The sequence below is a fragment of the Roseibium sp. R5 genome (genome assembly GCF_055755305.1).
The window spans coordinates 1,304,938-1,319,577 of record NZ_CM146910.1 but is presented as its reverse complement, the minus strand read 5'-3'; the positions used below and the strand labels follow the sequence as shown (position 1 = coordinate 1,319,577).

Genomic DNA, 14,640 nt, shown 5'->3' with positions numbered 1-14,640 from the left:
GTCCGGGCCGCATGGGTATGGACCACGGAGAAAAACAAAATGGCCGTTCCAAAGAGAAAAACCTCGCGCATGAAGCGCGGTTTTCGCCGTTCTTCGGACGCCCTGAAACAGCCGACCTATGTCGAAGACAAGGATTCGGGCGAACTGCGTCGCCCGCATCACGTTGATCTGAAGACTGGCATGTACCGGGGCCGTCAGATCCTGTCCGCTAAGGACGACGCCTAAGACGGACATGCTTTCGGGCTGGTCCTGAAAGCAGCCGTGATCAGGCTGGATCGCCGTATGGCAAAACAAGATTGAGGCTGACCTTGTTCCGACAGGTCGGCCTTTTTCTTTTTGGGGCATACCGCAAAAAACACTAGAGTGCCGCTGTGGCGGCGCAAAATCGGTGGTGCCGGCCAAATGCGGCCGCGAGGGGTCACGTCCTCCCGCCACACACTCGAGTTTCTTCATGGCTCGTTTTAGAACAAACGCCCAAAGATACTCGACCACTTCAAAAGCGATCAGCTTTGGGCGCGACACCGTTGCCGGTTTAACGTCCGCTGATCTAGACAACACTTCACTCCAAACGACAACAATGCTGTTGGTGGCTTCTTGCTGAGTATAGCGCGGACCAACTGAAAGAGGCGTGCCCACAGACTTCCACAGAGACTTTCCGGGCCGAAGTTGCTAGACCTTCTGCGAGGATTTTCTTGTTTCACACCGGAGCCGCCTGATGCGCCTGTTATCCGCTCTTCCGTTCACGCTGTTCGCCCTTTTGATCTACAACGGCTTTGCGTTCACTGCCGGCGCGGCGGACCCGGATTTCTGGTCAACGCCGGTCCTCTCAATTGCAATGGTCTCCGGTGCCGACTTTCAGCTGCTCGCCAGCGATCTCCTGATCACGGCGGGCCTGTTCTTCTTGTTCATCGAAATCCTGAAAGCCACACGGATCGGCAAGGCCGCGGTTGTCGATCACATGCTGTCCGTGCTGGTGTTCGTTGCTTTCCTGGTGGAGTTCCTGATCATTCCACAGGCGGCGACGTCCGTGTTCTTCATCCTGATGGTGATTGCCCTGATCGACGTGATCGCAGGCTTTTCAATCTCCATCACCGGCGCCCGCCGCGATGTCGCTTTTGGCCACGGTGAGATGCATTAATTCAACAAGAAACAGCAACGATTATCGAAGGCTTGATCAAGCCTCTTCTTCGTCCTCGACAATTGCATGTTTCTGGATCAGGGGAAGCTGGGTGAGGGTAAAAATCAGGGTGATCGGCATGACGCCGAAAACCTTGAAGCTGACCCAGAAATCAGTCGAAAAACTGCGCCACACAATCTCGTTGATCGCCGCCAAGACAAAGAAAAAGACGCCCCAGCGGAAGGTCAGCTTGCGCCAGCCTTCGTCGGTCAATTTGAACGCGCTGTCGAACACATACCCGAGCAGGGCCTTGCCGAAGAACAGACCCCCAAGCAGGATGGCCCCGAACAGGCTGTTGACGATGGTCGGCTTCAACTTGATGAAAAGTTCATCATGAAGCCACAAGGTCAGTGCGCCAAACACGATCACGACCACGCCGGAGACCAGCGGCATGATCGGCAAACGCTTCGTCAGAGAGAGGGACACAACCAGCGAGATGGTGATCGCCACCATGAATGCGGCCGTTGCCAGAAAGATCGGTTCACCCACCGCTTTGAGGACCGGAAAACTCTCCGCGATTTGTTCACCCCTGGAATTGAAGAGAAAGAAAATGCCGAGCGGTCCCAACTCCAAGGCCAGCTTCAAGAGCGGCGACAGTTCCTTGCGGGACGGGTCATTCGGGGCGCGTTCCAATTCCATAAAGTCTCTCCGGTGCTCAGCTGTCCCGGAAATAGGGATAACCGGGGCGGCCGGTCAAGGCTTGGGGTGCGATAAAGCGCTCAAACCGTCCGGAAAGACACCATGGTCAAGGTTTTCGCCCCGAAACCAAATGGATATTCAAGTTGGCAAAACACCGGCCAGCACGGTCCCGCTCTTCAAGATCCTGCCAGAACCTTGCGTTTTCCGATGACGTGATGACGCCTGCTTCGACACTGCGGGCCGTAATATCGCCAAGGACGCACATGCGGTTGAGGTCGGCCAAACTCTCGAACAACAGGGAATGCACACTGTGGTGGGTCAACTCTGTTTGCGTTCCGATCAAATCCACAAGGTCCCGGCCAATCCGCGGATTGACCAGGGCACAGGCATAAACTGCGGCAACCTTTGTTGCGATCTCCGGGGCGCTCGAGGCAATCACAAAACTTCCCCAATCCGGCTCGGCCGCGCAAAGGATGCCGCCGGGCCTGACAATTCGGAGCATCTCGGCAATCGCCACCTCGGGCTCCGGGATATGCTGCAGAGACCGGTCAATGCGAACGGCATCGAAAGCACCTGTGTCAGCGGCCAAGGCCTTGATGTCGCTTTGCTGGAAGTGGATGGAGGCATCAGTACCGCCGGCACCGGCCTGAATACGCGCCTTTGCCGAGGCGAGAAACTTGGCGCTCAGGTCAAACCCTGTCACCGCTCCTCTTGGAACCAGCGCTTTTAGGTGCGGCAAGTCGAAACCAAGGCCACAGGCAACATCTGCAACGTGGCTCTCGGGCAACAGCTCCAAAAGTCCATACGAGACCTCCTTGTAGGCCTGAAAACCTTGATGTGCAGCCATCAGGTGTAAGAGGCCTTCCAGATTTTCCAACTCCGAACCGGAAAACGCGTCTGCATTCTGGTAAGCTTGCGCAAGGAATTTCATAAATCACCGCCGCACATAAAACGTATAAGTCGATCATTGCAAGTGAGAGTTGCGCGCGCAAGGGATTATCTTCTTATGGCTGGGAGCACGCCAACAGGTTTGCGCCGCCCTGCAACTGCCTTTGTCTACGCGGCGCTGACTTTTGCGATTGCGGTCGGTCCGGCAGCGGCCGTCACACCGATTGACTGGCCTGATCTCAAGGACCCGGCTGCCGCCCGGTATGAGGATCCTTTCGAAAACCTCTACCTTTCCGAACTCAGGTCACTTGCCGCAGTTTACAGGATCCGAAATGGGCTGAAGAGCGGTGGGCTGACCCTTGAGGAGCGCGCCAAGCTGGAGCGCCGCCTGAAGGATGAGGAGGCCAAACTTGCCGCCGCAGGGATCCAGACCGATCAGCTTCTCGCCCAGCGCGATGAGGTCGCGAAAAAAAGAGCCGAAGCGCGTTTGAAAGGCAATTCGGATCTCGCAGGCAAAGATGTTGCGATCACCGGCTACGTGATCCCGGTCCTAGATGAAACGGGCGCTGCGAAATACGGCTATCTCGTCTCTGGCTATGGCATGTGCAGTCATGTCCCGGCACCTGCGCCCAACCAGATCATCTTCTACAGGCTCGAAGAAGATTGGGCGGAGGCCGAACTCTACAAACCCGTTCTTCTGCAGGGCCGCCTGGATCTGAGTGTCTCAAGACAGACGATCAATCTTCTGGATGGCGATGTGACAATCACCGCATCCTTCGACATGGACGTCACCGATATCCGGGCGCTGGAACCGCAAAAAAGAGATGTCGGGGACCGCGGCTTTCGCTCTTTCACACGGTAGCCTTAACAGCAAAAAGGCGCCCGCAGGCGCCTTTTCGTCAGATTGAACCGTCAGGCTTTAAGCCATGTATTGGCCACCGTTGATGGTCATAACCGCACCGGTCATGAACCCGGCTTTGTCAGAAGCCAGGTAGACGACTGTCTCTGCAATTTCTTCCGGTTTGCCCAGCCGGCCGACCGGGATACCGCCGACGATGGATTCCAGGACCTTCTCAGGCATGGCAGCAACCATATCGGTGCCGATGTAGCCCGGGCACACGCAGTTGACGGTGATGCCCTTGAAGGCGTTTTCCTGAGCCAGCGCCTTTGTAAAGCCGATCACACCGGCTTTTGCGGCGGAGTAGTTGGTCTGGCCCATCTGCCCCTTTTGGCCGTTGATGGACGAGATGTTGATGATACGTCCGGAGCCCCGGCTGCGCATGCCGTTGATCACCGGGTGCGTCATGGTGAACATGGAATCAAGGTTGGTAGACATCACGGCCCGCCATTGATCGAAGTCCATCTTATGGAACATGCCGTCACGTGTGATACCGGCGTTGTTGACCAGAACTTCAACTGGACCGAGATCGCTTTCCACCTGGGCAATGCCGGCAGCGCAAGCGTCCGGATCGGAAACGTCCCACTTGTAAACATGAATGCCAGTCTCTGCCTTGAAGGCTTCAGCCTTCTCGGTGTTGCCGGCGTAAGTGGCCGCCACGGTGTAACCCGCTTCCTTCAATCCGCGTGAGATTGCCTCGCCAATACCGCGGGTGCCTCCGGTAACCAATGCCACCTTGCTCATGTATTCCCCTCCTGGTTTCCCCTCTACGGCCTTTCCGGCACGTTTGAGTTCATTACAAGTCTATTCCGGGATGTAGTCATGGCAGGGCGCCTCCTGCCCAACCATGACCAATGTCAAAGAAACCTCTCTATGGTTTCAGACTTTCGGGTAAGCCGCCTTAGCGCTCCAGGCACATGGCAACGCCCATGCCGCCGCCGATGCAGAGCGTGGCGAGGCCTTTCTTGGCGTCGCGGCGTACCATCTCGTGCAGCAAGGTGCAGAGAATGCGGGCACCGGACGCTCCGATCGGGTGACCGATCGCGATGGCACCGCCATTGACGTTGACGATGTCCGGGTTCCAGCCCATGTCCTTGTTGACCGCGCACGCCTGAGCAGCGAACGCTTCATTGGCTTCCACCAGATCCAGCTCTTCCGCGGACCAGCCGGCTTTTTCCAGCGCTTTGCGCGAGGCCGGGATCGGACCGGAGCCCATGATGGTCGGGTCAACACCGGCTGTGGCCCAAGAGGCGATCTTGGCAAGCGGGGTGAGGCCGCGCTTTTCAGCTTCCGCAGCGCTCATGACAACAAGGGCTGCGGCCCCGTCATTGATGCCCGACGCGTTAGCAGCGGTCACAGTGCCTTCCTTGTTGAAGGCCGGGCGAAGCTTTTGCATGGCGTCGATTGTCGCCCCATGGCGGATGTACTCGTCATCCTCGACAACGATGTCGCCCTTGCGGGTCTTCACCGTGAACGGAGTGATCTCGTCCTTGAACTTGCCGGCCTTCTGGGCAGCTTCCGCTTTGTTCTGGGAGGCAACGGCGAATTCGTCCTGCTGCTCGCGGGTGATCTGCCATTTCTGGGCAACGTTCTCTGCGGTCTGGCCCATATGGTAGCCGTTGAACGCGTCCCACAAGCCGTCCTTGATCATGGTGTCGACCATCTTGTAGTCGCCCATTTTGTAGCCGGCACGCATCGGAGCGCAGTGCGGCGACATGGTCATGTTTTCCTGACCACCTGCGATCATGACGGTCGCATCACCGGTCTGGATTTGCTGCGCTGCAATCGCAACGGTGCGAAGACCTGAACCGCACACCTGATTGAGGCCCCACGCTGTTGCGCCGTCGGGAATGCCAGCGGCAATCGCAGCCTGCCGCGCCGGGTTTTGGCCCTGTCCGGCGGTCAGAACCTGTCCGAACACAACCTCATCCACATCCGCGCCATCGACTTTGGCCTGCTCCAGAGCAGCCTTGATGACATGCGCTCCAAGCTCATGTGCTGGCGTGTTTGCGAAAGATCCATTGAAAGACCCAACCGGGGTGCGGGTCGCACTGACAATAACAACGTCGGTGGAAGCGCTCATATTACTCTCCAAACTTCTGGCCGTCTGTTGGCCTTGGATGGGTGACCTCTTTCACGGCCTCCCTGAACCGTGACGATGGAGGGACTAGAACTTGCAGCGGGTAGTGTGTCAACCGTGACAACCCCTATGACGGTGTTGTTTTCGCTGTTGCGGCATTATCCTTTCGTCACTGCACATAAAAAGGCTGGCACGAGACAATACGATTGGCTTAGTCTCATAGTCGGAGGAGATGACAGGTCTGCGAAGACATTGTCGTCAATAGATAAACAGCCACTGCAGGCGCGCAGCTGCGGAATGAAAGGCGGAACCATCCGATGGCCAAGACCAGCGAGCCGACAATCATCAAGAAATACGCCAACCGGCGGCTCTACAATACCGGCACCAGCACCTATGTGACCCTTGAGGATCTCGCGGTGATGGTGAAGGGGGAGGAAGATTTTGTCGTTTATGATGCCAAGTCCGGGGACGACATCACCCGGTCTGTTCTGACCCAGATCATTTTTGAGCAGGAAGCAAAAGGAACGAACCTTCTGCCTGTGTCCTTCCTTCGGCAGCTGATCGGATTTTATGGAGACAGCATGCAGGGCCTCGTGCCCAGTTATCTGGAATACTCCATGACTTCGCTGACCAAGGAACAGGAAAAACTCCGCGCCCAGATGAGTGAAGCTTTCGGCGCGACCGCCTTCGACGCCATTGAAGATCAGGTAAAGCGCAACACGGAAATGTTTGAGCGGGCGATGAAAATGTTCATGCCGTTTCCGACTGGTGAAGGTTCGGCAGCTGCAGCGGCGGGTTCAGACAAGAAACCCGCGCAGCCGGAATCCAGCGACCTGGACGACATGAAACGGCAGCTGGAAGAAATGCAGAAGACGATCAGCAAACTGACTGACAAGCCCTGATCGGATCTCTTTCTGAAACGAAAAAGCGGCGGTCCATCGGGACTGCCGCTTTTTGCTTATCTGATCAGCCGCAGTCTGCGACGAGTTTGACGGCCTCAATGCCGGCGACCGCACAGGCTTCATCATTTTCGGACGTATCACCGGTGATGCCGACGGCGCCGAGGGTTTCACCCTCTTCGTTTTTCACCAGTACCCCACCCGGCACCGGAATGATCGCTCCGCCGGAAGCTCCGTTCAGGGCATTCACAAAATGCGGACGGGTTTCTGCGTTGGCGTTGAGCCAGCGTGTGCCTGTGCCCACCGCCAGTGCACCAACCGCTTTGCCGGTTGCGATCTGCGGACGCATGATGGAAGACCCGTCCTGGCGTTTCAGCGCAATCGCATGACCGCCCGCATCCAGAACCACCACCGTCAATGGCTTCAGGCTAAGTTCTGCTGCTTTTTCGAATGCGGCAGAAATGATGGTCTCTGCGGTTGAAAGTGTGAGTTTGCGCATTGAGCTCGTTCTCCTTAAGGTGCGGGCCAAGATTGCCAGCTTGCTAACAGAGCAGCCCGGCATGGAATAGAGTGATTATTCAACAAGCATTTGCGGCCAATAGGAAACAATCGCCAGCCGCCATGGGGGGAATTCAGTGAAGCGGGACTTTCAAGCACCAGGCAGATCACCGGTATTTGCACGAGAAGCTGCTGTTGCGACCTCCCATCCGCTGGCGACAAGCGCCGCGATCGAAGTGCTGCAAGATGGTGGCAATGCCGTTGATGCAGCCATTGCGGCTGCGGCCGTACAAGCTGTTGTTGAACCGCATATGACCGGTATTGGCGGTGATTGCTTTGCACTCGTCACCGAGCCGGACGGCCGGCTCACCGGCTTCAACGGTTCTGGCGCGGCGCCGCGCGCAGCCAGCCCTGAAAAACTTGCAGAGCTGGGCGTTTCTGAAATCACCGACACCTCGCCGCATGCAGTCACGGTACCGGGCGCAATCCGGGCTTGGGAAACGCTGCTGAAAGCCCACGGCACCCGCCAATTCAAATCCCTGTTCAAACGGGCGATCGATTACGCGCGGGATGGCTTCCCCGTCGCACCGCGCGTTGCAAGCGACTGGGCAAAGAACGTTGACAAATTGGCAGCAGATCCGGTCTCCGCAGCCCGGTATCTGGTCAAGGGCGCCGCGCCCGAAATTGGCCAGGTTCTGAAATACCCGCATCTTGCGGCGACACTCGAAGCCATTGGCGACGAGGGGGCAGACGCCTTCTATACCGGCGCAATTGCAGAAGACATCGTTAGTGCACTAGCCGCCAAGGGTGGCATCATGACAACCGATGACCTTGCCGCCTGCCACACAACGGCCGTTTCTCCGGTTGTCCGCGAGTACAAGGGCCACGCGATTGCAGAGCTGCCGCCCAACGGTCAAGGCGTCATCGCGCTTATCATGCTGGGCATTCTGGAGCGCTTTCATCTTGAAAGTCTCGACCCGTTCGGGACCGAGCGCTTCCACCTGGAAATGGAAGCCGCCCGCCTCGCCTATGCGGTCCGTGATCACTATGTTACCGACCCGGGCTACATGGACATCTGCCATACCCGGTTAATCGGTGAAGACTACATCGATCAGCTTGCGCAGCGTATTTCCATCGACAAACGACAGACCGACATTGCCGAGACCAGCCTCGCGCCGCAGACCGACACGATCTACCTCAGCATTGTCGACAAGGACGGATTGTCGGTCTCCTTCATCAATTCCCTGTTCAGCGATTTCGGCAGCGGCATCGTCGCACCGGAAAGCGGCGTCCTTCTGCATTGCCGAGGCCGCTCGTTCAAAGCGCAACCAGGCTTTGCCAACTCCATCGCTGGCGGCAAGCGTCCGATGCACACGATCATTCCAGCCGTGGCCTTGAAAAACGGTGCTCCATGGCTCTCGTTCGGCGTCATGGGCGGCCACTATCAAGCCTGCGGTCATGCGCATTTGCTGACCAACATCATCGATTACGGCATGGATGTGCAGGCGGCGATTGACTTCCCGCGCATGTTCTTCGATCTGGAAACCCATGCTTTGCAAGCCGAACGCCTCGTTCCGCCGTCCACAATTGAAGGCCTGAAGGCGCTTGGACATACGGTTGTGCCAGCGCGGGGCGCGATTGGCGGCAGCCAGGCGATCATGATCGACAAGGCACGCCATGTTCTCACCGCAGGATCCGATCCGCGGAAAGACGGTCACGCGGCAGGGTATTGATCCAGAGCATGTCTCTGGGCGGCCTGCGTCAGTAAATCTCCTTGAGCGAAACACGGTCCGGGTGCAGAACTGCACCTGGACGCGCCAATGACTTTTGGAGATTCTAAGATGTTGGGACTTTCCCGGCGCGAGCTGCTGCTTGGATCAGCGGCGACAAGTGCGGCCTTTGCAGCTGGCGGACTGGCAGCGCGCGCTTCCAGTAGCCCAGATCACACGCTGACCATCTCTCCCTATGAACACAGCCTTCTGCCGGGAACCGTCACCCGTGACATGATGAGTTTTGCTCCGGATGGTCCGCCGCCTGTCTTGCGGATGCGACGGGGCGAGACGACCGTTGTTGACGTCCAGAACACTTTGGATGAGGCAAGCGTCGTGCACTGGCACGGCCTCAGGATAGCCAACGCGATGGACGGTGTGCCCTATCTGACTCAGCATCCGATCGAAGCGGGGCAATCCTTTCGATATGCCTTTACCCCGCCGGATGCCGGCACCTTCTGGTATCACCCGCATTGCAACACATTGGAGCAAATGGGCCGGGGCCTCACCGGTGTCCTGATCGTTGAAGAAGTCGAAGACCCGGGATTTGATCTGGATCTTCCGCTCAACATCCGGGATTTCCGTCTTGGCGGTGATGGTCAATTTATTGAAATGTTCAAGGCCCGCAACGCCGCGCGCGGCGGCACCTATGGGACAGTCTCCACGGTCAATTGGCAGGTTGATCCGGTCTATGAGGTGCCGGCAGGCGGTCTGGTCCGGCTGAGATTGGCCGTGACCGATGTCACGCGCGTCGGAACGTTCGGCGTTGAAGGCGGTGTGGCTCAAGTGATCGCGCTTGATTCCAATCCGCTCCCCGGACCAATGTCCGCAGAAAATATGCTGTTGTCTCCAGGTCAGCGGGCTGACGTCGCCTTAAGGGTTCCCGATGAGGAGGGACAAGACGTCACGCTGTTCTTGCGCCGGCCAAATGGAGACAAGGCACTGGCGCGTTTCAGGGCGACAGGCACAAGCGCTAACCGCCAGGTGGCAGATCTCAAAGCTCTACCTGCCAATCCGGTCCCGAAACCGGACCTTGCCAATGCAGAAGTCATCGACTTTGTCTTCGGCTGGTCACCGGAAGGGGATGCCCCTCAAGCCAGCATTTGCGGGTCTCTCGGCTATACGTTCTGGTCAATCAACCGCGAGGCCTGGCCAGGCGATGTGCCGGGGCCGCTAGACCCGTTGGCCCGGATGAAACTCGGCAAATCCTATGTCTTGCGGTTGCGCAATGAATCGCCCAATGCGCATCCGATCCACCTGCACGGCGTCTCGTTTCAGCTGCTTCGATCCAACAAACGCAAACTTCCGCCGCTCGTCACAGATACGGCTCTGTTGCTTGAGGAAGAAACGATGGAGGTCGCGCTTGTTGCGGACAATCCCGGCGACTGGGCCTTTCATTGCCACGTGATCGAACACCAGAAAACCGGCCTTGCCGGCTTCTTGAGAATTGAAGACTAGATCACTGAAAGATCAGACAGAAAAAGAGACGCTTGGCACCGAACGCGCGGAGCGGTTGGCGGCGGCATAACTTTCCATCTGGTTCGACCGGTCAAGCGCTGTTTGGGCATATGCCTGATGGGTAATCAGCAGATGCGCGGTGCGCTCGGAATAAGCATGGGGCCTGGTTTCGACCGGAGTGGCAACAGCCACCGGCGTAGCTTCTGTGCTGGTTGGAACAAATTCCGGCTGCGAGCGGGTCTCACTATCGCCGGCTGAAGGAACATCCGCTGCCGGACGCTGGCGGATTTTCGGTGGCCGTATGGCGATGATCGGTTGTACTTGCATTTGCATCTTCTCCGGTTTGGGCCAGTCCATGGCCAATCTGTTCGGAGGTCCGGGCTTTGTCCGGAACCAAGGTCACAATAGACCCTGTCCCGAAATGAAACTGTGTTTTCAGTCACAGTTTACCGTTCTGCTGAGATCCACACGCACGCGCCCCAAAAACGAAAAAGGCCCGAAACAAAAGCTCCGGGCCAAGGTGTCCAGTGGTACGTCTGGAAACGTCAAACCTCACCGCTCCGTCTTCAGGACGTGACCGGCCCCCCGCTGGCGGGGAAGGGCAGCGGTCGCCCGGTAGGTGTTGACCCCGGTGAGGGGTTCTGTCTGCCTGCCGGACCTTGCCTGAAGCTCACCATCGCGGGTGGCGATCAAATGAGCGAGGAAAATAGAATTCGGGCGATACCGGCCCGCAAAAGCATCCTGCTTGCGTTCAAGAACCGGCTCGAGCGGAACCGGCACATGCGAAGAAAAGGCCGTTCTGCGTTCGCTCTCCGTCTCACCGACAGAGGGACGCTTGCGCCTCACATTGGCACGGCCGGTTGATGTAACAGGGTTCACTCGCACGTTTTGACGCCTCACTGTGTCAGAATGGCACGCTTACCGCGGCTCTCCCTCTGACCTCGCAACTCATGTGCCAGTTTAACGAGGCGTTAACCTTTTGTCCTCAGAAATCGGCCATTTCCGCCCTCAAAAAGTTAACGGATTGATCAATTTTCGGACATTTTGGCCGGAATACGGGGATTGTGGTGGAAACATCAATCCCGTCTTGAAACTTTGCGTTTCGATTTTCCGGCACTGATTCTCAAGTTGGAAAACCTGTGTTTTCCAGGTTTCGCGCGGTGGCGTGTCCAAGATGGCGGCCACAGCGCACCGTTCGTCTATCCCGAAAAACGCTCTCGGTAAGCTTGTGGGCTGACACCAAACCGGCGCTGAAACGCCTGCCGTAAGGTTTCTTCCGTGCCGAAACCGCTGCGGCTTGCAGCTTGCGCAACCGGGCGATCCTGTTCAAGCAGCTGACGGGCCTGATCGAGCCGCAACTCTTCTAAAGTGCGCATCGGGCTGCGGCCGGTTTCCTTTTTGTAGTGACGGGACAGTGTGCGCGGGCTCATGACCGCCTGTTCGGCCATGTCATTCAGGGTAATTGGGTTCTGAAGGTTCTCGATCATCCAGGAGTGCAGCTGGTCAAAGCGGCCACTGTCGTTTTGAAGTGTCAACGCGGCACTGAATTGGGATTGCCCGCCGGGACGTTTCAAAAACACGACCAACTGCCGGGCAACCTGCAGCGCCAGTTCCCGGCCGAGATCTTCTTGAATCAGAGCAAGGGCAAGATCTATTCCGGCCGTCACGCCCGCAGACGTCCAAATGCTGCCGTCCTGAACATAGATCGGATCGGCTTTCAACCGGACTTCCGGAAACCTACGTTTGAATTCGGCGCAGCGCTGCCAATGCGTTGCGGCCTGTTTGCCATCCAAAAATCCGGCTGTCGCCAGCAGAAACGCACCGCTGCACACGGAAGCAATCCTCCGGGCATTCGCGGCCCGAGCGGTCAGCCAGCCGAGAATATCCGCGTCTTCACACAGGCGGTCAATCCCGTATCCGCCAGGAACCAGGAGCGTATCGATGGCGCTGACGTCGTCCGGCAACGGATTTGCGAGAAGGGCAAGACCGCTGGAACTCTTCACCGGAGAAGTCGCCGACACCGTTTCAATTTCATAGGCTGCGGGTTTTCCGGCCGCGACCAGCTGTTCATTGGCCGAGGCAAACACCTGCATCGGCCCGGTGATGTCCAGCACCTGGACCGCGTCATAAGCAAGGATTTCAATGCGGCGTGTCATTTGGCGTAATCCTTGGGATTATTGTCCAGATCGCCAGATGGTGGGCTGCTATCACGGGCCTGTCAACATGGAGGTTCTCATGACCCTGTCTTTCGGAATTCTGATCTTTCCAAATGTCCAGTTGCTTGATGTTGCCGGACCGAACGATGCTTTTGCAGCCGTGCCGGGCGCGAAGGTTCATCTGATCTGGAAAAACTGTGACCCGGTCACAACGACCAGCGGTATGGAAATCCATGCAAATACAACGTTTTCAGAGTGTCCGGACCTTGATGTCCTGTGCATTCCGGGCGGCGGCGGCGTCAATCCGTTGCTGCAGGACGAAGAGGTGCTCGGCTTTGTGCGCGGCGCGGCGGCAAACGCGCGATACATAACCTCCGTATGCACCGGTTCGCTGGTGCTTGGCCGGGCCGGGCTTTTGAAAGGCAAGCGCGCGACCAGCCACTGGAACGCAGTCGACTTCCTGCCGCAACTGGGCGCGATCCCGGTCCGGGAACGGGTGGTGAAAGACGGCAACCTCTATACAGCCGGCGGCATCACCTCAGGAATTGATTTCGGACTGGAAATCCTTGCCGAGCTGCTCGGAGAAGAAGAGGCACGCACCGTCCAGCTCGCGATTGAATACGCCCCGGCCCCGCCCTTTTCATCCGGCACTCCGGACGAAGCGGCACCGGAAGTCGTTTCCGAGGCACGAAAGCGCATGGCGCACTCCCGCCAGGAGCGGCTGGACCTTCTTGGCGAACCAGCCTGACGGTTGTCTTGGACTTTAAACACATCCGATCTGTGCTTTTGCCGTCCCGGACCCGATCCGGGATCAGCACCCCATAAATTGGTCCCGGCTCGAGGCCGGGACAGCAACGGCACGACCATAACGATCAACCAACCATAATCGCTCCTGCGAACCGCTCCTCCATCAGCCTGATTGGAAGAACGCGATCTGATTCGCGTAACTTTTAGAGTATTGCTCGGGGTGAACAGCAGTATGTGTCCCCTGATCTGGCCAAAAACCGGCAGGCACCGGACAGTTCCTGCCGATTTTAACCAACGTCATCCCGACGTTGCGAAACACCGGTAAGTATCTGTATCCACTGGACAGATCGGAGTATTTTCGAACTCGGCAATCCAAAAAATACGTCGGCTCTCGGACGGTCAAGGAACATCGCAAATAATCGATCGCGAATTGTCTCCTGTCAGACTTGGGTAAGTCAGCTTCAAGTATGGTATCAGTGATATTTATGCGATGACGTAAGCGTGTTTGGCAGTTTGACCTTGGATCATTCGGATTGATGGAGATTGATATGACACCAAAACGGGCCGCACTGCGAATGGTGGCGATTGTTGCCGGTGCGATGATGGCAACACCGGCCTTGGCCGCATCTTGTATCACCAGCAAGGGGCAATTTGGCGCCTACAAACAGCAACTCGCCCAACAAGCCGCAGCGTCAGGTGTCAAGAAACGCGGTCTGCAAGCGCTGCAACAGGCAAAGCTGTCCGGCATCACATGGCGGTTTGAATCAAACCCGGCTTCACAATCCAGCATGCGCTATCGCAGTCCTGAACAGTTCCTGAAGAGCCGCTTCTCAAGTGTGAACACGTTTGTTTCCGGCGCCAAACGCAAACTCCAGCAGAACGCCAGACTGTTTAAGTCTATTGAGCAACGTTACGGGGTCCCGGGATCTATCCTCGTTGCAATCTGGGGATATGAAACGAATTGGGGCGGGTATACCGGCAACACGCCCATTGTCAGCGGTGCTGTTACCCTCGCCTCCTATTGCCGCCGTCATCCGCGCTTTGAGGACGATGCCATCGCTGCGCTCCAACTGGTTGATCGGGGCCTGATCACCGGCAACAGCCGTGGCGGACCGTCAGGTGAACTCGGGCATATGCAGTTTCTCGCAGGCAACTGGGTGCGTTTTGCCGTCGACGGAAATCGCGACGGCCGTGCAGATCCCAACAATGCAGCCGACGCGCTTGCAACGGCAGCAAACATGCTTCGCCGCAATGGGTGGCGAGCCGGACGGTCTTTTGCGGACGGGTCAGCCAATTTCCGGGTTCTCTCAACATGGAATGACAGCGGCAACTATCAACGCGCCATCGCCTATGCGGCTGGCTTGATCGACCAATAAGCCTGATTCTGACGCATTAACCCTCAACAAATAAAAACGGGCGCTTCAAAGCGCC

The 14,640-nt window shown here is 57.4% G+C and carries 16 protein-coding genes; 8 read left to right on the top strand and 8 right to left on the bottom strand.

The genetic code is table 11. The features are described 5' to 3' along the window. The first annotated feature begins 39 nt into the window (after window positions 1–39). Entirely contained in the window at window positions 40–225 is a 186-nt protein-coding gene (gene rpmF / locus AC0J4F_RS06035; RefSeq protein ID WP_008193743.1) for a 50S ribosomal protein L32, read from the top strand. 490 nt (window positions 226–715) lie between these two features. Further along, window positions 716–1,138, top strand: a complete 423-nt coding sequence (locus tag AC0J4F_RS06030) for a hypothetical protein (RefSeq protein ID WP_209180321.1) — start codon at window positions 716–718, stop codon at window positions 1,136–1,138. 36 nt (window positions 1,139–1,174) lie between these two features. Here AC0J4F_RS06030 and AC0J4F_RS06025 read toward each other — a convergent pair whose 3' ends face one another. Next, window positions 1,175–1,816 carry a septation protein A gene (locus AC0J4F_RS06025; protein WP_133952582.1) on the bottom strand — a complete coding sequence of 214 codons (642 nt, stop codon included), beginning with the start codon at window positions 1,814–1,816 and terminating at the stop codon, window positions 1,175–1,177. Between the two features lie 106 nt (window positions 1,817–1,922). After that, window positions 1,923–2,747, bottom strand: a complete 825-nt coding sequence (locus tag AC0J4F_RS06020) for a methyltransferase domain-containing protein (RefSeq protein ID WP_133952583.1) — start codon at window positions 2,745–2,747, stop codon at window positions 1,923–1,925. A 75-nt stretch (window positions 2,748–2,822) separates the two neighbouring features. On the opposite strand from AC0J4F_RS06020, the gene AC0J4F_RS06015 reads away from it, so the two are divergent. After that, window positions 2,823–3,566: a DUF3299 domain-containing protein gene (locus AC0J4F_RS06015; RefSeq protein WP_133952584.1), complete on the top strand. Its 744-nt coding sequence runs from the start codon at window positions 2,823–2,825 to the stop codon at window positions 3,564–3,566. Between the two features lie 57 nt (window positions 3,567–3,623). Here AC0J4F_RS06015 and phbB read toward each other — a convergent pair whose 3' ends face one another. Continuing rightward, window positions 3,624–4,346: an acetoacetyl-CoA reductase gene (gene phbB / locus AC0J4F_RS06010; protein WP_055671741.1), complete on the bottom strand. Its 723-nt coding sequence runs from the start codon at window positions 4,344–4,346 to the stop codon at window positions 3,624–3,626. A 157-nt stretch (window positions 4,347–4,503) separates the two neighbouring features. Continuing rightward, on the bottom strand, window positions 4,504–5,685 hold the full coding sequence (locus AC0J4F_RS06005; RefSeq protein ID WP_133952585.1) for an acetyl-CoA C-acetyltransferase: 1,182 nt from the start codon (window positions 5,683–5,685) through the stop codon (window positions 4,504–4,506). A 314-nt stretch (window positions 5,686–5,999) separates the two neighbouring features. Here AC0J4F_RS06005 and phaR point away from each other — a divergent pair, with 314 nt between their 5' ends. Next, window positions 6,000–6,584, top strand: a complete 585-nt coding sequence (gene phaR, locus AC0J4F_RS06000) for a polyhydroxyalkanoate synthesis repressor PhaR (RefSeq protein ID WP_133952586.1) — start codon at window positions 6,000–6,002, stop codon at window positions 6,582–6,584. 64 nt (window positions 6,585–6,648) lie between these two features. On the opposite strand, the gene AC0J4F_RS05995 is transcribed toward phaR, so the two are convergent. Next, a complete protein-coding gene (locus AC0J4F_RS05995; protein WP_133952587.1) occupies window positions 6,649–7,080 on the bottom strand; it encodes a GlcG/HbpS family heme-binding protein in 432 nt (143 codons plus the stop codon). A 136-nt stretch (window positions 7,081–7,216) separates the two neighbouring features. On the opposite strand from AC0J4F_RS05995, the gene ggt reads away from it, so the two are divergent. Both ggt and AC0J4F_RS05985 read left to right on the top strand, forming a co-directional pair. After that, window positions 7,217–8,812, top strand: coding sequence for a gamma-glutamyltransferase (ggt, locus tag AC0J4F_RS05990; protein WP_473025709.1), 1,596 nt, complete (start codon window positions 7,217–7,219; stop codon window positions 8,810–8,812). Between the two features lie 108 nt (window positions 8,813–8,920). Further along, a complete protein-coding gene (locus tag AC0J4F_RS05985) occupies window positions 8,921–10,306 on the top strand; it encodes a multicopper oxidase family protein (RefSeq protein ID WP_473025708.1) in 1,386 nt (461 codons plus the stop codon). A 12-nt stretch (window positions 10,307–10,318) separates the two neighbouring features. On the opposite strand, the gene AC0J4F_RS05980 is transcribed toward AC0J4F_RS05985, so the two are convergent. The 3 genes from AC0J4F_RS05980 to AC0J4F_RS05970 all read right to left on the bottom strand — a co-directional run bounded on the left by AC0J4F_RS05980 (window position 10,319) and on the right by AC0J4F_RS05970 (window position 12,462). Next, window positions 10,319–10,633, bottom strand: coding sequence for a hypothetical protein (locus tag AC0J4F_RS05980; protein ID WP_133952590.1), 315 nt, complete (start codon window positions 10,631–10,633; stop codon window positions 10,319–10,321). 225 nt (window positions 10,634–10,858) lie between these two features. After that, window positions 10,859–11,191: a hypothetical protein gene (locus tag AC0J4F_RS05975; protein WP_209002602.1), complete on the bottom strand. Its 333-nt coding sequence runs from the start codon at window positions 11,189–11,191 to the stop codon at window positions 10,859–10,861. A gap of 314 nt (window positions 11,192–11,505) precedes the next feature. Further along, window positions 11,506–12,462, bottom strand: coding sequence for a GlxA family transcriptional regulator (locus tag AC0J4F_RS05970; RefSeq protein ID WP_473025707.1), 957 nt, complete (start codon window positions 12,460–12,462; stop codon window positions 11,506–11,508). Window positions 12,463–12,541: 79 nt separating this feature from the next. On the opposite strand from AC0J4F_RS05970, the gene AC0J4F_RS05965 reads away from it, so the two are divergent. Together AC0J4F_RS05965 and AC0J4F_RS05960 are read left to right on the top strand one after the other, a co-directional pair. Next, window positions 12,542–13,210, top strand: a complete 669-nt coding sequence (locus AC0J4F_RS05965) for a DJ-1/PfpI family protein (protein ID WP_473025706.1) — start codon at window positions 12,542–12,544, stop codon at window positions 13,208–13,210. Window positions 13,211–13,757: 547 nt separating this feature from the next. Then, the gene (locus AC0J4F_RS05960) at window positions 13,758–14,585 is read left to right on the top strand and encodes a lytic murein transglycosylase (RefSeq protein WP_306149300.1); all 828 of its coding nucleotides are present in this window, start codon (window positions 13,758–13,760) and stop codon (window positions 14,583–14,585) included. Window positions 14,586–14,640: the final 55 nt, after the last annotated feature.